Annotated in this window: 11 protein-coding genes and 3 pseudogenes; 8 read left to right on the top strand and 6 right to left on the bottom strand. The window is 62.2% G+C overall.

Annotated elements, in window-relative coordinates; translation table 11 throughout:
- Positions 1 to 1,334 (bottom strand): annotated as a pseudogene (locus AT700_RS30630) (MFS transporter).
- Positions 1,335 to 1,827: 493 nt separating this feature from the next.
- On the opposite strand from AT700_RS30630, the gene AT700_RS19570 reads away from it, so the two are divergent.
- Positions 1,828 to 2,730 carry a LysR family transcriptional regulator gene (locus tag AT700_RS19570; RefSeq protein ID WP_003116332.1) on the top strand — a complete coding sequence of 301 codons (903 nt, stop codon included), beginning with the start codon at positions 1,828 to 1,830 and terminating at the stop codon, positions 2,728 to 2,730.
- Between the two features lie 4 nt (positions 2,731 to 2,734).
- On the opposite strand, the gene AT700_RS19565 is transcribed toward AT700_RS19570, so the two are convergent.
- From AT700_RS19565 to AT700_RS19545, 5 genes are all read right to left on the bottom strand, one after another.
- Positions 2,735 to 3,916: an iron-containing alcohol dehydrogenase gene (locus tag AT700_RS19565; protein ID WP_009876076.1), complete on the bottom strand. Its 1,182-nt coding sequence runs from the start codon at positions 3,914 to 3,916 to the stop codon at positions 2,735 to 2,737.
- Positions 3,917 to 4,017: 101 nt separating this feature from the next.
- Entirely contained in the window at positions 4,018 to 5,508 is a 1,491-nt protein-coding gene (locus tag AT700_RS19560) for an APC family permease (protein WP_003082330.1), read from the bottom strand.
- Positions 5,509 to 5,767: 259 nt separating this feature from the next.
- Entirely contained in the window at positions 5,768 to 7,684 is a 1,917-nt protein-coding gene (toxA, locus tag AT700_RS19555; RefSeq protein WP_003125027.1) for an exotoxin A, read from the bottom strand.
- 310 nt (positions 7,685 to 7,994) lie between these two features.
- Complete coding sequence (locus AT700_RS19550) at positions 7,995 to 8,774, bottom strand: ATP-grasp domain-containing protein (RefSeq protein ID WP_023127948.1); 780 nt, start codon at positions 8,772 to 8,774, stop codon at positions 7,995 to 7,997.
- 27 nt (positions 8,775 to 8,801) lie between these two features.
- Positions 8,802 to 9,170 (bottom strand): DUF2195 family protein, encoded by a 369-nt coding sequence (locus AT700_RS19545; RefSeq protein WP_003082340.1) that lies wholly within the window; start codon positions 9,168 to 9,170, stop codon positions 8,802 to 8,804.
- Positions 9,171 to 9,667: 497 nt separating this feature from the next.
- Here AT700_RS19545 and pys1 point away from each other — a divergent pair, with 497 nt between their 5' ends.
- From pys1 to AT700_RS30620, 7 genes and pseudogenes are all read left to right on the top strand, one after another.
- Complete coding sequence (gene pys1, locus AT700_RS19540) at positions 9,668 to 11,524, top strand: pyocin-S1 (protein WP_048521270.1); 1,857 nt, start codon at positions 9,668 to 9,670, stop codon at positions 11,522 to 11,524.
- A 1-nt stretch (position 11,525) separates the two neighbouring features.
- The gene (gene imm, locus AT700_RS19535; protein ID WP_003112475.1) at positions 11,526 to 11,789 is read left to right on the top strand and encodes a pyocin-S1/S2 immunity protein; all 264 of its coding nucleotides are present in this window, start codon (positions 11,526 to 11,528) and stop codon (positions 11,787 to 11,789) included.
- 98 nt (positions 11,790 to 11,887) lie between these two features.
- Positions 11,888 to 12,147, top strand: a pseudogene (locus AT700_RS29765) (hypothetical protein).
- A gap of 156 nt (positions 12,148 to 12,303) precedes the next feature.
- A complete protein-coding gene (locus AT700_RS19530; RefSeq protein ID WP_003082347.1) occupies positions 12,304 to 12,648 on the top strand; it encodes a hypothetical protein in 345 nt (114 codons plus the stop codon).
- Between the two features lie 16 nt (positions 12,649 to 12,664).
- The gene (locus AT700_RS29760; RefSeq protein WP_015648363.1) at positions 12,665 to 12,937 is read left to right on the top strand and encodes a colicin immunity domain-containing protein; all 273 of its coding nucleotides are present in this window, start codon (positions 12,665 to 12,667) and stop codon (positions 12,935 to 12,937) included.
- A 166-nt stretch (positions 12,938 to 13,103) separates the two neighbouring features.
- Positions 13,104 to 13,356: pseudogene (locus tag AT700_RS30625) on the top strand (colicin E3/pyocin S6 family cytotoxin).
- Positions 13,357 to 13,445: 89 nt separating this feature from the next.
- Entirely contained in the window at positions 13,446 to 13,586 is a 141-nt protein-coding gene (locus AT700_RS30620; RefSeq protein WP_416202633.1) for a pyocin S6 family toxin immunity protein, read from the top strand.
- The last annotated feature ends 112 nt before the right edge of the window (positions 13,587 to 13,698 follow it).

Genomic DNA, 13,698 nt, shown 5'->3' with positions numbered 1-13,698 from the left:
TCAACGCGGCTTGCCGGCCGCCAGCAGCGGCCCGCCGGCATGCGCCTTCGGTTCGACGCGGCACGCGCCTGGCCGGCTGTTCCAGAACGGCACCAGCAGCAGGCTGGCGAGCAGCGCGGTGGCGGTGAACACGAAGAACACCGTGAGGGTGTCGAAGTAGCCCGGCAGCAGGCCGCCGAGGATCGCCCCGACCGAGCCGCAGCCGTTGACGAAGCCGGTGGCGGTACCGGCTGCTTCGCTGGTACCGAAGTCGATGGCGGCGGCGCCGCTGATCATCGAGTCCGGCCCGTAGAGGGTGACGCCCATCATGAACAGCAGGCTGACCACCAGGTACAGGCTGCCGCTCTGCATCGCCGGGACGAACAGCGCCAGGCTCACGGTCAGCGCCGCCAGGCTGAGCACGCAGGCCGGCATGCGGCGGGCGCCGAACAGCTTGTCCGAGGCCAGGCCGATGAGGATCGGCCCGGCCAGCCCGGCGACCTCGAAGGCCGAAGGCACGATGGCCGAGGCGACCTTGCCGATCTCCGGCATGCGTTCGTAGATGATCACCGGGCCCCAGAGCAGGATCGCGTAGCGCGCCGGCTTGAGCAGGAAGTAGGCGATGCCGAGGACCAGCACGTGGGGATTCCTGAGCGCCTTCAGCAGGGCGCCGGAATGGTTCGGCCGGGGCGCGTTGGCGGGGGCGCGGCCTCGGCCTCCACGGGCGGCAGGCCGACGTCCTGCGGACGGTTGCGCTGGAGGAAGAAGAACAGCACGGCCACCGCCAGCACCACTCCCGCCGAGGACAGGAAGGCCATGCGCCAGTCATGCGTCAACCGGTAGGCGCACCAGCCGGCGAACGGCGTCGCCACCAGCCCGCCGAAGGCGTAGCAGGTACTCCACAGGCCGAGCACGCGGCCTCGCTCGTAGGTGGCGAAGAAGGCGCCGATGTTCTTGCACAGCCCCGACCAGCCGGTGGACTGCGCCAGGCCCTGGACCACCATGCAGGCGGCGAAGATCGGCAGGGTGGCGAAGGTACCCATCACCAGCGCCGCCAGCGCCGAGGTGAGCAAACCGCCGAGCACCACCACGCGGGTGCCGAAGCGGTCGGCGAACACCCCCCACATGAACTGGCCCACGGCGTAGGCGGCCAGGTAGAGGGCATCGAGATCGGCCATGGCGCTCTTGTCGAGCTCGAAGGAGGGGTCTTCGGCGATGCCGAGCTTGGCCACCGAGAAGGCCTTGCGGGTGAAGTAGAAGGCGGCGTAGGCCAGCCAGGTGATGACGAAGATCTGGATGCGCCAGCGCTGGAGCGATTGCCAGCCACGGTGCAGGGTACCGTTGTGGTTGTTCATGTGGGTCCCTATGGGTCTAGACAGTGCGGGGAGGTTGTTCTTGTTGTGCTGCTGCAAAGCTGTCCGGATGCATGGTCTAGGCCAGATGCCTTTCCCATGACTTTTTTCGTGCGCAAGGTTGGCTGTCGAAGCGCTCCTGCTCGGTCCTGCCGAGGCTGAGATGGATTGTGAAGGCTTGGTGGCGGTGCGTGGCGCCGATCCGGTCAGGCTGGGCCGGCTGGCGAAGGTCAATCTAGCACTGGGTATTTTTATGGTCTAGACCAAAAGTAGGGCGAAACGATTCGATTTTTTCGAGGGATTGCCTGGGATTGGTGCATTTTCTTGTCCTGGCGGCACCTTTGGGCGGGACTTTTCTACGTATTTTCAAGAAATTGGAATAGACCAGATTTTCGATGATACGCCAGCGCCTCTGGTGCGCCGTGCGCCGCCGCTGGATGGCCGCGTGTCGCGGCGCTCGGCTAGACTGCGGGACCTCGCGCCGGATCGGACCGCCATGCTGAGAAACGTCACCGACCTAGACCTGCGTCTGTTGCGCATCTTCGCCTGCGTGGTGAAGTGCGGCGGTTTCACCGCGGCCCAGGCCGAGCTGAACATGAGCCAGTCGAACATCAGCATGCACATCGCCAGCCTGGAGAAGCGCCTCGGCTACCGGCTCTGCGAGCGCGGCAAGGGCGGCTTCCGACTGACCGCCAAGGGTCGCCGGGTGCTGGAGGCTTCGCGAACGATGTTCGACGCCATCGGCCTGTTTCGCGACCAGGCGCAGGCGTTGTCCGGACGTTTGGTCGGGGAGCTGTACCTGGGCCTGGCGGACAATCTCGCGACCTTGCCCCAGGCCCGTTTCGGCGATGCGCTGGCGCGCTTCCAGCGGCGCGACCAGGATGTCCAGCTGAACCTTTTCGTCAATTCGCCCACCGAGCTGGAACTGGCGGTGATCGAAGGCGAGCTGGACCTGGCGATCTCCTATTTCAGCCGTTCGCGGCCGAGCCTCGAATACCGCCCGCTGTATCGCGAAGAGATCGGCGTGTTCTGTGGCGATCGCCATCCGCTGTTCGCCGAGGCGCAGCCGACCCTGGAGCGGATCGCCGCCTGTGACTGGGTGATGCATGGCTTCCTGCCGGAAAACCTGGTCCTGCCGCTACGCCCGTCGCGCAGCCGCGCCACCGCCTACCACATGGAGGCGGTCGCCCATGCCGTGCTGGCCGGCACCCACCTGGGCTACCTGCCGACCCATTACGCCGAAGCCTGGATCGAGCGCGGGCGGATGCGCGCGCTGTTGCCGGAGCGGCTGAGCTATCCGGTGGAGCACAGCATGATCGTCTATGCCGGGCGCCCTCTCAGCGAAGCCGCCCGCGCCTTCATCGACGACCTGCTGCAGGTCCACGGCCTGGGGTCCTGAGCACTCAGGCGAGAGTCCCGGCCACCGCCTGGCGGTAGATGCGCGCATAATCCCGGGCATCGAGCGGCAGGGCGTTGGTCGCCGAGGACGACAGGTCGGCCAGCGCCTGCTCGCCCACCCATTGCGCGTCCTCGCCATCCAGGCCGAGGGCGGCGAGGTTCGCCGGGATGCCGATGCGCGCGCGCAGTTCGAGGATCCACGCCAGCAGGCCGTCGAAGCTCGCTTCGTCGAGTTCCAGGTAGCGCGCCAGGCGCGCGGCGTCGGCTTCTACCGCCGGGCGGTTGGCCAGCAGAACGTAGGGCAGCAGCACGGCGTTCAGCAGGCCGTGGTGCAGGTGATGGCGAGCGCCCAGCGGGTGGGCCAGGGCGTGGACCCCGCCAAGCCCCTTCTGGAATGCCACTGCGGCGCTGGCCGAGGCTACCAGCATGCCTTCCCGGGCGGCGAGGTCGTTGCCGTCGCGCACGGCGTTTTCCAGGTGCTGCCTGACCAGGCGCACGCCTTCCAGGGCGATGCCCGCCGACATCGGATGGTAGAGCGGCGAGAACAGCGCCTCCAGGTGATGGGTGAGGGCGTCCATGCCGGTGGCGGCGCTCAGCGCCGGCGGCAACCCGCGGGTCAGGCGCGGGTCGAGGAATACGCAGGCGGCCAGCAGCTCGCGGTGGCCGACGACCCGCTTGATGCCCAGTTGCGTGTCGGTCAGCACCGCCTCGCGTCCCAGTTCCGAGCCGGTGCCGGCGGTCGTGGGAAGCGCCAGCAGCGGCGGCAGGCCGAGCAGCGGGTAGTCGGCGAGGGTCGGATAGCTGCGCAGCGTCTGTGTCCATTCGAAGCGTTCGAGGCCGTGCGGATCGCGGCTTAGCAGGGCGATTCCCTTGGCCGCGTCGAGGGCGCTGCCGCCGCCGAGAGCGATCAGCGCGTCATGCCCGCCAGCCTCGAAGCGCCTGGCGCCGCCGTGGACTTCAGCGAGGCTGGGGTTGCTCGACAGTTCGTGGAACAGGTCATGGTCGATGCCGGCGCGTTCCAGGCACTCGCGCACCAGGCGCAGGGGCTCCAGGGCGAGCATGCCGGGATCGGTGACCAGCAGGGGCCGGCGTGCGCCCGCCAGCGCGCAACGCCTCGGCAGTTGTTCCAGGGCGCCGACGCCGCAGAGGATATCGGTGGGGTAGTTCCAGTAATGCAGGTCGCTCATGGCGATGCTCCGTGAAAGCAGGATGAGCCGGGCCCCGCCGGGCGCGAAGCCAGCGTGCGGGAACAACCGGAGGAGGCGCCGGAACGGCCGGCGCGTGCGGGTCAGTCCGCCGGCGGAGCGGCGAAGCTGAGGCTGGTGGCGATGCGCCGATGCGGCTTGGCGATGACCATGTAGAGCAGGCCGAACGCGGCCAGCGCGGAGAACACCACGACCACCGCCCAGACCTGGAACCAGGGCGCGTCGGGCGGGGCGAGGCTGGCCCGCGGCCAGGCGACGTTGAGCGCCTCGAAAGACAGCCAGGCGACTGCCAGGACGTTCACCGCCAGCCCCGCGCGCCCCAGGCGCAAGGCGCCCTTGTCCGGGTCCCAGCGGCCGACGAGGCGGGCCCAGAGAGCGCAGGCGGCGACGATCAGGAAGACCACGAAGAAACCGCCGCTGCCGAACGCGATCAGCGTGCCGACCGCCGTGGCGTTCAGCCCCAGGGCCAGGCCGAGGCTGGCCAGCAGCGTGCTGCAGACCATCGCCGCCATCGGCACCTTGCGCCGGTCGACCCGGCGCAGCAGGGCGGAGCCGGGCAGGATGGCGTCGCGCGCCATGCCGAAGATCGCCCGGCCGATGTAGGTCTGCACCGACACCACGCAGGCGACGAAGGCGATCAGCACCACTGCGACGAAGGGCCGCTCGGCCCAGGCGCCGAAGGCGTCCACCACCGCCGGGGTGACCGGGTCGACCACCTGGCCGCTGACCACCGCGCCGATGTCCTGGTAGGACAGGGTCACGGCGAAGGCGGTGAGCATCACGGTGAATCCCACCACCAGCATCGAGCGCAGGATCGCCCGGGGAGTGGAGACGCGGGCATCGGTGGTTTCCTCGGAAATCTGCGAGCAGGCGTCGAAGCCGAGGAAAGCCCAGCCGCCCACCGCCAGCGCGGTCAGCACGCCGTCCAGGTAGGAACCGTCCGCATCGCCTGTGCCGCCCGGGCCGCTGAACAGCAGATCGAGCGGATGGTTGCGGAAGAACAGCAGCAACAGCACGCCGATACCGATGGAGGCGATGGCCTCGGCGACGATCCCGGCATTGACGAAGTACTTCAACGGGTTGATCCCCAGCAGGTTCACCGCCAGTCCCAGCGCCAGCAGCAGCGCGCCGCAGAGCACCTGGCCGTTGGCCGACGGCGGCGCGCCGGTCGCCAGCAGGCCGAGCCAGAAGCCACCGAGGTAGGCCACGGTAGTCAGCGAGGCCAGCGCCGAAGCCAGGTAGAGGAAGCCGGTGAACCAGGCCAGGCGGTCGCCCACCAGGCGCCGCACCCACTGGTAGCAGCCGCCGGCCAGCGGAAACTGCGAGGACAGCTCGGCGTAGACCAGCGCCACGCCGAACTGCAGCAGCAGGCACAGCGGCACCACCCAGACCCAGGAGGGGCCCATGCTCATGGCGCCGAGGGACATCACCGAGTAGATGCCCACCACCGGCGAGATGGTAGCGAAGCCGACGGAAAAGGACGACCACAGGCTCAGCCCGCGCTCCAGTTCCTGGCGATAGCCGTGGGCCGCCAGCAGGCGTTCGTCGCGGGAGGTATCGCGGAGATCAGTCATGGCGGTCTCCGGGCGAGCGCTGCGGGGAAGGGGAAAGGCGGATGCCACCGATGCGATGGGTGAGCATGGAGAGTCCTCGTCGGCTATTGGAATTGTTATGGCCGCTTCCGGGACGAGCGAAAGCGTGGCAGACGCAGGTTAGGCGGATTACCTATCAGGATGAATTCATATTCGATTGGGCTGGCATCAGGAAAACCTGATGTATGGCCAGGCCCCGAGAAGGCCGGCTCCTGCGAAGGGAGCCGGCCGGTCGCGGCAGTTACTTCAGGTCCTCGCGCGGCGGTTTGCCGGGCTGGCTGGCGTAGTCCGGCAGGGCGCTGATCGCCTGTTCCTTGTCGGGGATGCTGGACGGGTCGAGGTCGCCGCCGACGTTGCGCGGGTCGGTGGGGATCGCCGAGGGAATCACCACGGTGCGCTCGGCCAGCGGCCAGCCGAGAATGGTCTCCAGGCGCCCGCCTTCCTCCTCGGGGCCGGTGATGGCGTCCAGGCGCAGCGGCAGCGGATGGCCGATCAGCCGTTCGACCTCGCCCGCCGCCTCCGGCGCGGCCAGGGTCAGGCCGGTGCGGTAGAAGCCCGGCAGACTCGAGCGCGGCACATAGACCCGCAGCAGGGCACCGTTGCGGATCCGGCCGCGCGCGTCGGGTTCCTGGTCCTGGGCGTAGCCGTAGGCCAGCGCCGGATCGCCGGCGATATAGAAACCGCGCCAGATCGCGTCGAGGTCCTGGCTGCGCGCGCGCACCCCGCCGAAGACGATGCTTTGCGCCGCTTCGAGGAAGGTGCCGTGGTAGCCGACGAACACATAGCCGCGCTCCTCCAGTTGGCGGTGCGCCTGGAGCAGCCGCTCCACCGTCCAGTTCTGCGTGCCGCGGGTGCTGAAGCTGATGTCGCCGCCGTCGCCGAGGAACTCCGCGCCAGTGGGATAGTTGCGCTCCAGCAGGGCGTCGCCGCTGTCCGCCGGGCCCGCGCATTCACCGGCGGCGACCGGGCAGGTCAGGCTCACCACGTCGGCGCTGGCCGCGCCGGCCTCGTCGTTGCCTGTGCCCTGCCGGACGAAGCGCTCGCTCTCGGCGGCGGCCAGGGTCAGGGCCAGACGGGCCTGCTCCGGCTGCTCGCGGATCGCTTCGCCCAGGTCGCCGCCGCTGCCGGGGCTGGCCAGGGCGTTGCGGATCACTTGGTCGACCTGGTTCCACGACAGTCGCGCCGCCAGGTAGAGGGCGACCAGCCGCTGCACCGGATAGCCGCACTGCTCCAGTTGTTCCCAGCCGCGCGGCTGGCGATGACGGGTGAAAGTCTCCAGCGGCAGGTGGCAGGCCTGGTGCGCGGTCAGCGCGGCCAGGCTGCCGCCTTCGGGGAAGTGCAGGCGATGACTGATGACCGTGGGCTTGATGTCCAGGTCATGCTTCGCCGGGTTGCCGGCGAGCACCCGGTAGATCTTGCCTTCCCAGGTATCGTCGAGGTTGCAGCGCTGCTGGGCGAGGTAGTTGTAGACCCCGTCCAGCGGGTCGAGCAGGCACAACACCTTGCCGCTGGCCCATTCGCTCCAGCGCTTTTCCCGGCGCGGCTGGGCCTGGGCCATGACCACGCTGACCCCGGCATGGCTGATGGCGAGCGTCGGCTGCATCTCGTTGCTCTCGTGCGCCCTGACGAAGAAGGTGGCATCGCGCGCCAGCTTCGCCAGCAACTCGTCGCCCATCTCGATGGTGTAGATCGGCGACATGTGGCTGAGCTGGTTACCGGCGTTCAGTTCGTGGATGAACACCTTGATGTTCGAAGGCTTCTCGTGGCCGATCGGCACCAGCCAGTTCAGCGACCAACTGCCGCGCGCCTGGCGCGTGTAGCTGTAGCGCACCGGCTTGTTCGGCTCGACGCCGCCTTCGAGGCGGATGGTCAGGCCGTCGCTGGTGATGCTGAGGGCGTTGTCGATGGCCAGCTTGAGCGCGTCGTTGCCGCCCTCCAGGACCATGGAGTAGTGCAGCACGCCCTGGCCGTTGGTGTCGGCGATGGCCGGGTCGACGCTCATGCGGCTGGAACGCACGCCGTCCTTGAGGTCGAGCACGCAGGCTTTGGCGCATTCGTTCCAGAGGTCGAAGGCTTCCTCGGCGGCGGACGCGGACGAGCCGCCGGCGAGCAGGCCGAGGCTGGCGACCAGGGGGATCCAATGGGGTGTCAGGTGCATCGCGATGGCTCCTGTGATGGGTGAAGGATGAGGCTGATCGAGCGGTTGGTTTTTCTTGTCGGGCGAGCCGGCGGAGAGCGGCGGGGCGTCTAGGGTGCGGGATGCGGGGAGGCTGGCGGGGAGCGGAAGAGGGCTTTTATGGGATTTATGAACTGGATTGCAGAGTGGAAGAAATATCCATGGGCGAGGGGATGGACAACCGTTCTTGGGCTTTGGATGAGAGTAATTGGTCGAGGCACTGGGCGAGTGACGAGCTCCCTCAGGATCGATCAAGGGGAGCTTGGTCGGGTTGGGATTGCAGCGGTTCCGACTATGCCTGTGCCAGCATCGCCGCGAAGCGTGCGGCGGGCCATTGCTTGCGGTCGGAGACCTGGCCATCGCCGAGTTCCATCAGGCGCAACTCGCCACTGGCCGACTCGACCACGTCGACGGAAAAGAACGGGCAATCGATACGTTGTGCCACCTGTTCCACTAGCGGCGGGACGGTATCGAGACGCCCGTGAGCGCGGCCGTGAAGAACGAAGTAGCGTTCCTCGGTTTCCGCACGCAGCGCCTCGAACTCCCGAAGGCATACACCGCCTTCGATGGTGCCTCGATAACGCTCGATCGAATCGAGGACTTCCCGCACTTCCGCAGCATTGGTGGCCTTCGAGCCGCGCTGGGTGGTCAGGGATTTCACATGGTCCTTGACGAACCAGGCGCGCCACGGGCTTTGCGCCAACACTGTCTCGAAGTCGGCGTTCCTGGACAGGAACAGGGTCGCCGGCGTGAGGTCCTCACAGAGCGGATACCACTCCGGCAAGTAATGGCAGTGCCGATATTGCTGTGGACTGGTCAGGGGCCGTCCGCCAGCGACGAGAATCGCGCCGTGCAGGCGAGCGTAGTTTTCCGGTGTGAGCATCCAGCCGCGATACAGCACCTTGGGGTTTGCCGGAAACTCCGGGCGGGCGCGAAAGCGTCCACTCTCCAGTTCCTCGTCGCAGAACAGCGAACAGGCCAAGCCTGCCGAACGGGCCGCGTCATATTCCTCGGCGAAGAGTTCATCGACCGCGTTGCTGCGGTCGGGGGCGGAGGGGTAAAGCAGGTGCATCGCGAACCTCGCTGGGTCGGTGGATGGTCATTCGGCGACGGCGCAACCAAGACGTACCACGAGCGTGCTGTCGGCCGCCAGTTGCGCATCCGCTGCCAGCGTTAGGGTACGGGCGCCTTCGTAGCGACCGTCGAGCAGACCTTCCTGAAGGACCTGTGCCTTCGCATTGGCATGCATGGCCAGCAGTCGATATCGCACCAGCGCTGAGGTACAGCCGCATTCGCCGGTGGAGCGCCGGGCCTCAAGGGTGAGTGGCAGGTGCAACTGGCCCTCCGCCGTGTGCGGTGCACCGAGCCGGGCGGCGAGGCAGGCGGAGAGGGCATTGTCGAGCGTCGCCGCGTCGGCGAATGGAGCGGCCAGGCAGAGGCTGCCGAGGAGCAGGGCTTTGGCGTCCATGTCGGGGTTCCGCTGGGGATGGAAAGGGCATCATGGCTGAGGTGGCTTTATTCGTCGAACGATGGCTGGCCCTGCCGGTATATCGGCCAGGACTTCATGCGCTGCGGAAATGGCCTAACCAGGTGCAGCGGCTTGCAATCAAAAACGCTGGGCTCGCAATCAGCGTGGCTTTGTCCGGAAGCTCGCGAAGGGGCGGCATGGATGAATTTTGAAGGTGGGACTTCGTTAATGAACCGAAGGTATGCGGCTTCCGTGACTGGCAGGGGTAGATGAGGTTTTCGTGCAGAAAATGACCGCTGGATGGGCGCATGCGCAAACGAGGTCGTTTCGTAGAAGGGAATGGCCAAGGATGGGCCTTCTGGGTCATTGGATACGGGATATTGCAGTTTGATTGCTGTGTATTTCCAGTGTATTGGCGTTCATTTGGCAAGGGGCGTTTAAAAAGTCTAATTCGACGTAAATAATAAGCCATGCACTCATGGAAGTAGGAGATACATATGGCACGACCCATTGCTGACCTTATCCACTTCAACTCTACAACTGTCACGGCAAGCGGAGACGTTTATTACGGCCCTGGGGGAGGTACCGGCATTGGCCCCATTGCCAGACCTATAGAGCACGGCTTGGATTCGTCCACTGAAAATGGCTGGCAAGAGTTTGAAAGTTATGCTGATCTGGGCGTTGACCCCAGACGCTATGTTCCTCTTCAGGTTAAAGAAAAACGCAGGGAGATCGAGCTTCAGTTCCGAGATGCCGAGAAAAAACTTGAGGCGTCGGTACAAGCCGAGCTGGATAAGGCTGATGCCGCTCTTGGTCCGGCAAAGAATCTTGCACCATTGGACGTCATCAACCGCAGTCTGACCATCGTTGGAAACGCCCTCCAGCAAAAGAATCAAAAACTACTGCTGAATCAGAAGAAGATTACCAGCCTGGGTGCAAAGAATTTCCTTACCCGTACGGCGGAAGAGATCGGTGAACAAGCGGTGCGAGAAGGCAATATTAACGGGCCTGAAGCCTATATGCGCTTCCTCGACAGGGAAATGGAAGGTCTCACGGCAGCTTATAACGTAAAACTCTTCACCGAAGCGATCAGTAGTCTCCAGATCCGCATGAATACGTTGACCGCCGCCAAAGCAAGTATTGAGGCGGCCGCAGCAAACAAGGCGCGTGAACAAGCAGCGGCTGAGGCCAAACGCAAAGCCGAAGAGCAGGCCCGCCAGCAAGCGGCGATAAGAGCTGCCAATACCTATGCCATGCCGGCCAATGGCAGCGTTGTCGCCACCGCCGCAGGCCGGGGTCTGATCCAGGTCGCACAAGGCGCCGCATCCCTTGCTCAAGCGATCTCCGATGCGATTGCCGTCCTGGGCCGGGTCCTGGCTTCAGCACCCTCGGTGATGGCCGTGGGCTTTGCCAGTCTGACCTACTCCTCCCGGACTGCCGAGCAATGGCAGGACCAAACGCCCGATAGCGTTCGTTACGCCCTGGGCATGGATGCCAACAAGCTGGGGCTTCCCTCAAGCGTAAATCTGAACGCGGTTGCAAAAGCAGGTGGTACCGTCGATCTGCCGATGCGACTGACCAACGAGGCACGGGGCAGCACGACGACCCTTTCGGTGGTCAGCACCGATGGTGTGAGCGTTCCGAAAGCCGTTCCAGTCCGGATGGCGGCCTATAACACCGCGACAGGACTGTACGAGGTTACGGTTCCCTCTACGGTCGCAGAAGCACCGCCGCTTATCCTGACCTGGACGCCGGCGAGTCCTCCCGGAAACCAGAACCCTTCGAGTACCACTCCGGTCGTACCGAAGCCGGTGCCGGTATATGAGGGGGCGACCCTCACACCGGTGAAGGCCAAACCAGAAACCTATCCAGGAGTGATGACGCTACCGGATGATCTGATCATCGGCTTCCCGGCCGACTCGGGGATCAAGCCGATCTATGTGATGTTCAGGGATCCGCGGGATGTACCTGGTGCTGCGACTGGCAAGGGACAGCCCGTCAGCGGTAATTGGCTCGGCGCCGCCTCTCAAGGTGAGGGGGCTCCAATTCCAAGCCAGATTGCGGATAAACTACGTGGTAAGACATTCAAAAACTGGCGGGACTTTCGGGAACAATTCTGGATAGCTGTGGCTAATGATCCTGAGTTAAGTAAACAGTTTAATCCTGGTAGTTTAGCTGTAATGAGAGATGGAGGTGCTCCTTATGTCAGAGAGTCAGAACAGGCTGGCGGGAGAATAAAGATCGAAATCCACCACAAGGTTCGAATAGCAGATGGAGGCGGCGTTTACAATATGGGGAACCTTGTTGCAGTAACGCCAAAACGTCATATAGAAATCCACACGGGAGGGAAGTGATATGAAGTCCAAGATTTCCGAATATACGGAAAAAGAGTTTCTTGAGTTTGTTAAAGACATATACACAAACAATAAGAAAAAGTTCCCTACCGAGGAGTCTCATATTCAAGCCGTGCTTGAATTTAAAAAACTAACGGAACACCCAAGCGGCTCAGACCTTCTTTACTACCCCAACGAAAATAGAGAAGATAGCCCAGCTGGAGTTGTAAAGGAAGTTAAAGAATGGCGTGCTTCCAAGGGGCTTCCTGGCTTTAAGGCCGGTTAGTTGGCCATCAACAAGCCCCGTTTCGACGGGGCTTGTTCCATGTTGACGCTGCTCTATCTTGACAGTCTGTCCTGAATATTCTTGAAGACAATCACATTATGAGCCGCAACCACCGCAAAACACCCATCGTCGGGCGCACGAGCTGCCGTAGCGAGCTCTCCACGTTGGCCAGCAGCCCACCTCTCCCTACTGGAAAGTCAGGTCAATAACACTGGTGCCACGTAAGGATGGGCGTTCCTACTGGCCCCTCATACGCCAGGCTGCTACGGCAGATCGTGTCGCTAACCTCAAGGGACACAACCCGCAAGAACGCGCGTCCCTGAAAAAGCGCCTGCTGCGCAAGTGGATGAGCAAATGAGTACATCCAACACCAGGCATTGGCCAGCACTGGGCACAGCTCGCCAAAGAAGCGGGATTCCGAGCCGACTATGACAGCACATCAACGCCAGAAACACATCTGGCCTGCGGAGTAACCCACGAGTGGATTCGAGAACACATCGTTGCCACCAACGATATGCGCCTGTTCGGCCTGCTGCATTTGCTGGGTCAGGCATCGTTGCGCATGGAGCAAGCGTTGTGGCCGGAAGATTACGAGCGGATGACTCGTAAGGTCAAGGGAGTCCAGCGGGAAGCTGAAGGCGACAACGCCAAATCGTACATTTATGAAGAAGTCATGCAGATAAGGCAGGAGCGCTTCGATAAAGCACGACATAATTTGCAAGGGGTTTGTCATAGGTATCAAGGATCCAATTATTTTACAGTCCTGATACTAGTATTGTGGTTGTTCTCAAAGAGGATGGAATGTTTTTGTCAGGGTGGTATCTTGAGCCAGGAAGCAGACAGGAAAAAACTATTTTGAGAATGAGATGATTTAAATGAGCATGGCACTTATTGATCTTGCAAGAAATTTTTTGGATGGATCGTTAAGCGGAAAGAGTTTCACAAAAAAATTCTTTGAAATGTGGCGTAGCGAAGGTGCGTCAGGCTTGCTGAAAAAGGATGATGATAATCTTGGCGCTTGCCTCAGGCTTATGTTTGGAATGGCAGATTGCTTCACGGATGGACCGAAGGATAATGATGGTGAGATAAATGAAGAGGAGCTAAAGCAGGAAGTTAGAGGGCTTTTGAAGAAATATAAATATATCTAGCTGATGATCCTTTATATCCGAAGATATAGATCAGGCGAAGTCAGTTTATGGGCTTCGCCTGTTTCTTAGCCAATCCATGCTTCGAGAGCAGATGTAAATCGCCGAATTGTCAGTTAGTGCGTCAGTCGCAAAATGCGTGAGTCTGCGATTTTGAATTGAAAGCCTTGTGTATTACTATCCTGCTCCGGCAACACTACCTGCCTTCCCCGACGCCTTGAGAGCTAAGCCAAAAACTTCTATTCAAGGTGGTGGTGGGTTGCGGAAGCATTGGAAGGATAAAAGGGAATATCTATAAATGGGATTCTCAGCATGGCAGTTTTGAGATGTATGACAAGAGAGGGTGGCACTTGGGAGGGTTTGATTCTAATACTGGTGCTCGCACGAAGTCTGCTGATCCAAAAAGGAGTGTAGAAACATGACTGTATTGATTTCTGGGTACCTACCATAGGGAAATGATGAGTCCTTGAAATATGAAAAAACTGTTCCTTTCGAATATATTTCGCAAGTTATGGAGGTGATGCGTTGGAAGAAGGGTGAGAATATTGAGGGTGAATATCCTATTAAGAATGATGATGTTGTAAGGATTGAGGAGGTTATAGGCGAAAAGCTTCCGGTTGGATTGGAGTATTTTATTGGGGTTTACGCCTAACTATAGATTGTAGAGGAAGGTCCTGCTGCATGGGGGTTCTTTTTAAATTTAAAAATATTCTATTTGGCAATAGAGTGCTCTTCCTTGGCCTGATAGTTGTAAAGAAAGAGAG

Origin of the sequence: Pseudomonas aeruginosa, from assembly GCF_001457615.1 — a bacterium.
Lineage (GTDB): Bacteria > Pseudomonadota > Gammaproteobacteria > Pseudomonadales > Pseudomonadaceae > Pseudomonas > Pseudomonas aeruginosa.
This window is presented reverse-complemented; position numbering and strand designations above follow the sequence as displayed.

What these genes read in the sequence shown, in the direction of transcription:
- AT700_RS19570 (WP_003116332.1), top strand. Translation starts at nt 1,828, where the DNA reads ATGCTGAGAAACGTCACCGACCTAGACCTGCGTCTGTTGCGCATCTTC.
- AT700_RS19565 (WP_009876076.1), bottom strand. Translation starts at nt 3,916, where the DNA reads ATGAGCGACCTGCATTACTGGAACTACCCCACCGATATCCTCTGCGGC.
- AT700_RS19560 (WP_003082330.1), bottom strand. Translation starts at nt 5,508, where the DNA reads ATGACTGATCTCCGCGATACCTCCCGCGACGAACGCCTGCTGGCGGCC.
- toxA (WP_003125027.1), bottom strand. Translation starts at nt 7,684, where the DNA reads ATGCACCTGACACCCCATTGGATCCCCCTGGTCGCCAGCCTCGGCCTG.
- AT700_RS19550 (WP_023127948.1), bottom strand. Translation starts at nt 8,774, where the DNA reads ATGCACCTGCTTTACCCCTCCGCCCCCGACCGCAGCAACGCGGTCGAT.
- AT700_RS19545 (WP_003082340.1), bottom strand. Translation starts at nt 9,170, where the DNA reads ATGGACGCCAAAGCCCTGCTCCTCGGCAGCCTCTGCCTGGCCGCTCCA.
- pys1 (WP_048521270.1), top strand. Translation starts at nt 9,668, where the DNA reads ATGGCACGACCCATTGCTGACCTTATCCACTTCAACTCTACAACTGTC.
- imm (WP_003112475.1), top strand. Translation starts at nt 11,526, where the DNA reads ATGAAGTCCAAGATTTCCGAATATACGGAAAAAGAGTTTCTTGAGTTT.
- AT700_RS19530 (WP_003082347.1), top strand. Translation starts at nt 12,304, where the DNA reads ATGCGCCTGTTCGGCCTGCTGCATTTGCTGGGTCAGGCATCGTTGCGC.
- AT700_RS29760 (WP_015648363.1), top strand. Translation starts at nt 12,665, where the DNA reads ATGAGCATGGCACTTATTGATCTTGCAAGAAATTTTTTGGATGGATCG.
- AT700_RS30620 (WP_416202633.1), top strand. Translation starts at nt 13,446, where the DNA reads ATGGAGGTGATGCGTTGGAAGAAGGGTGAGAATATTGAGGGTGAATAT.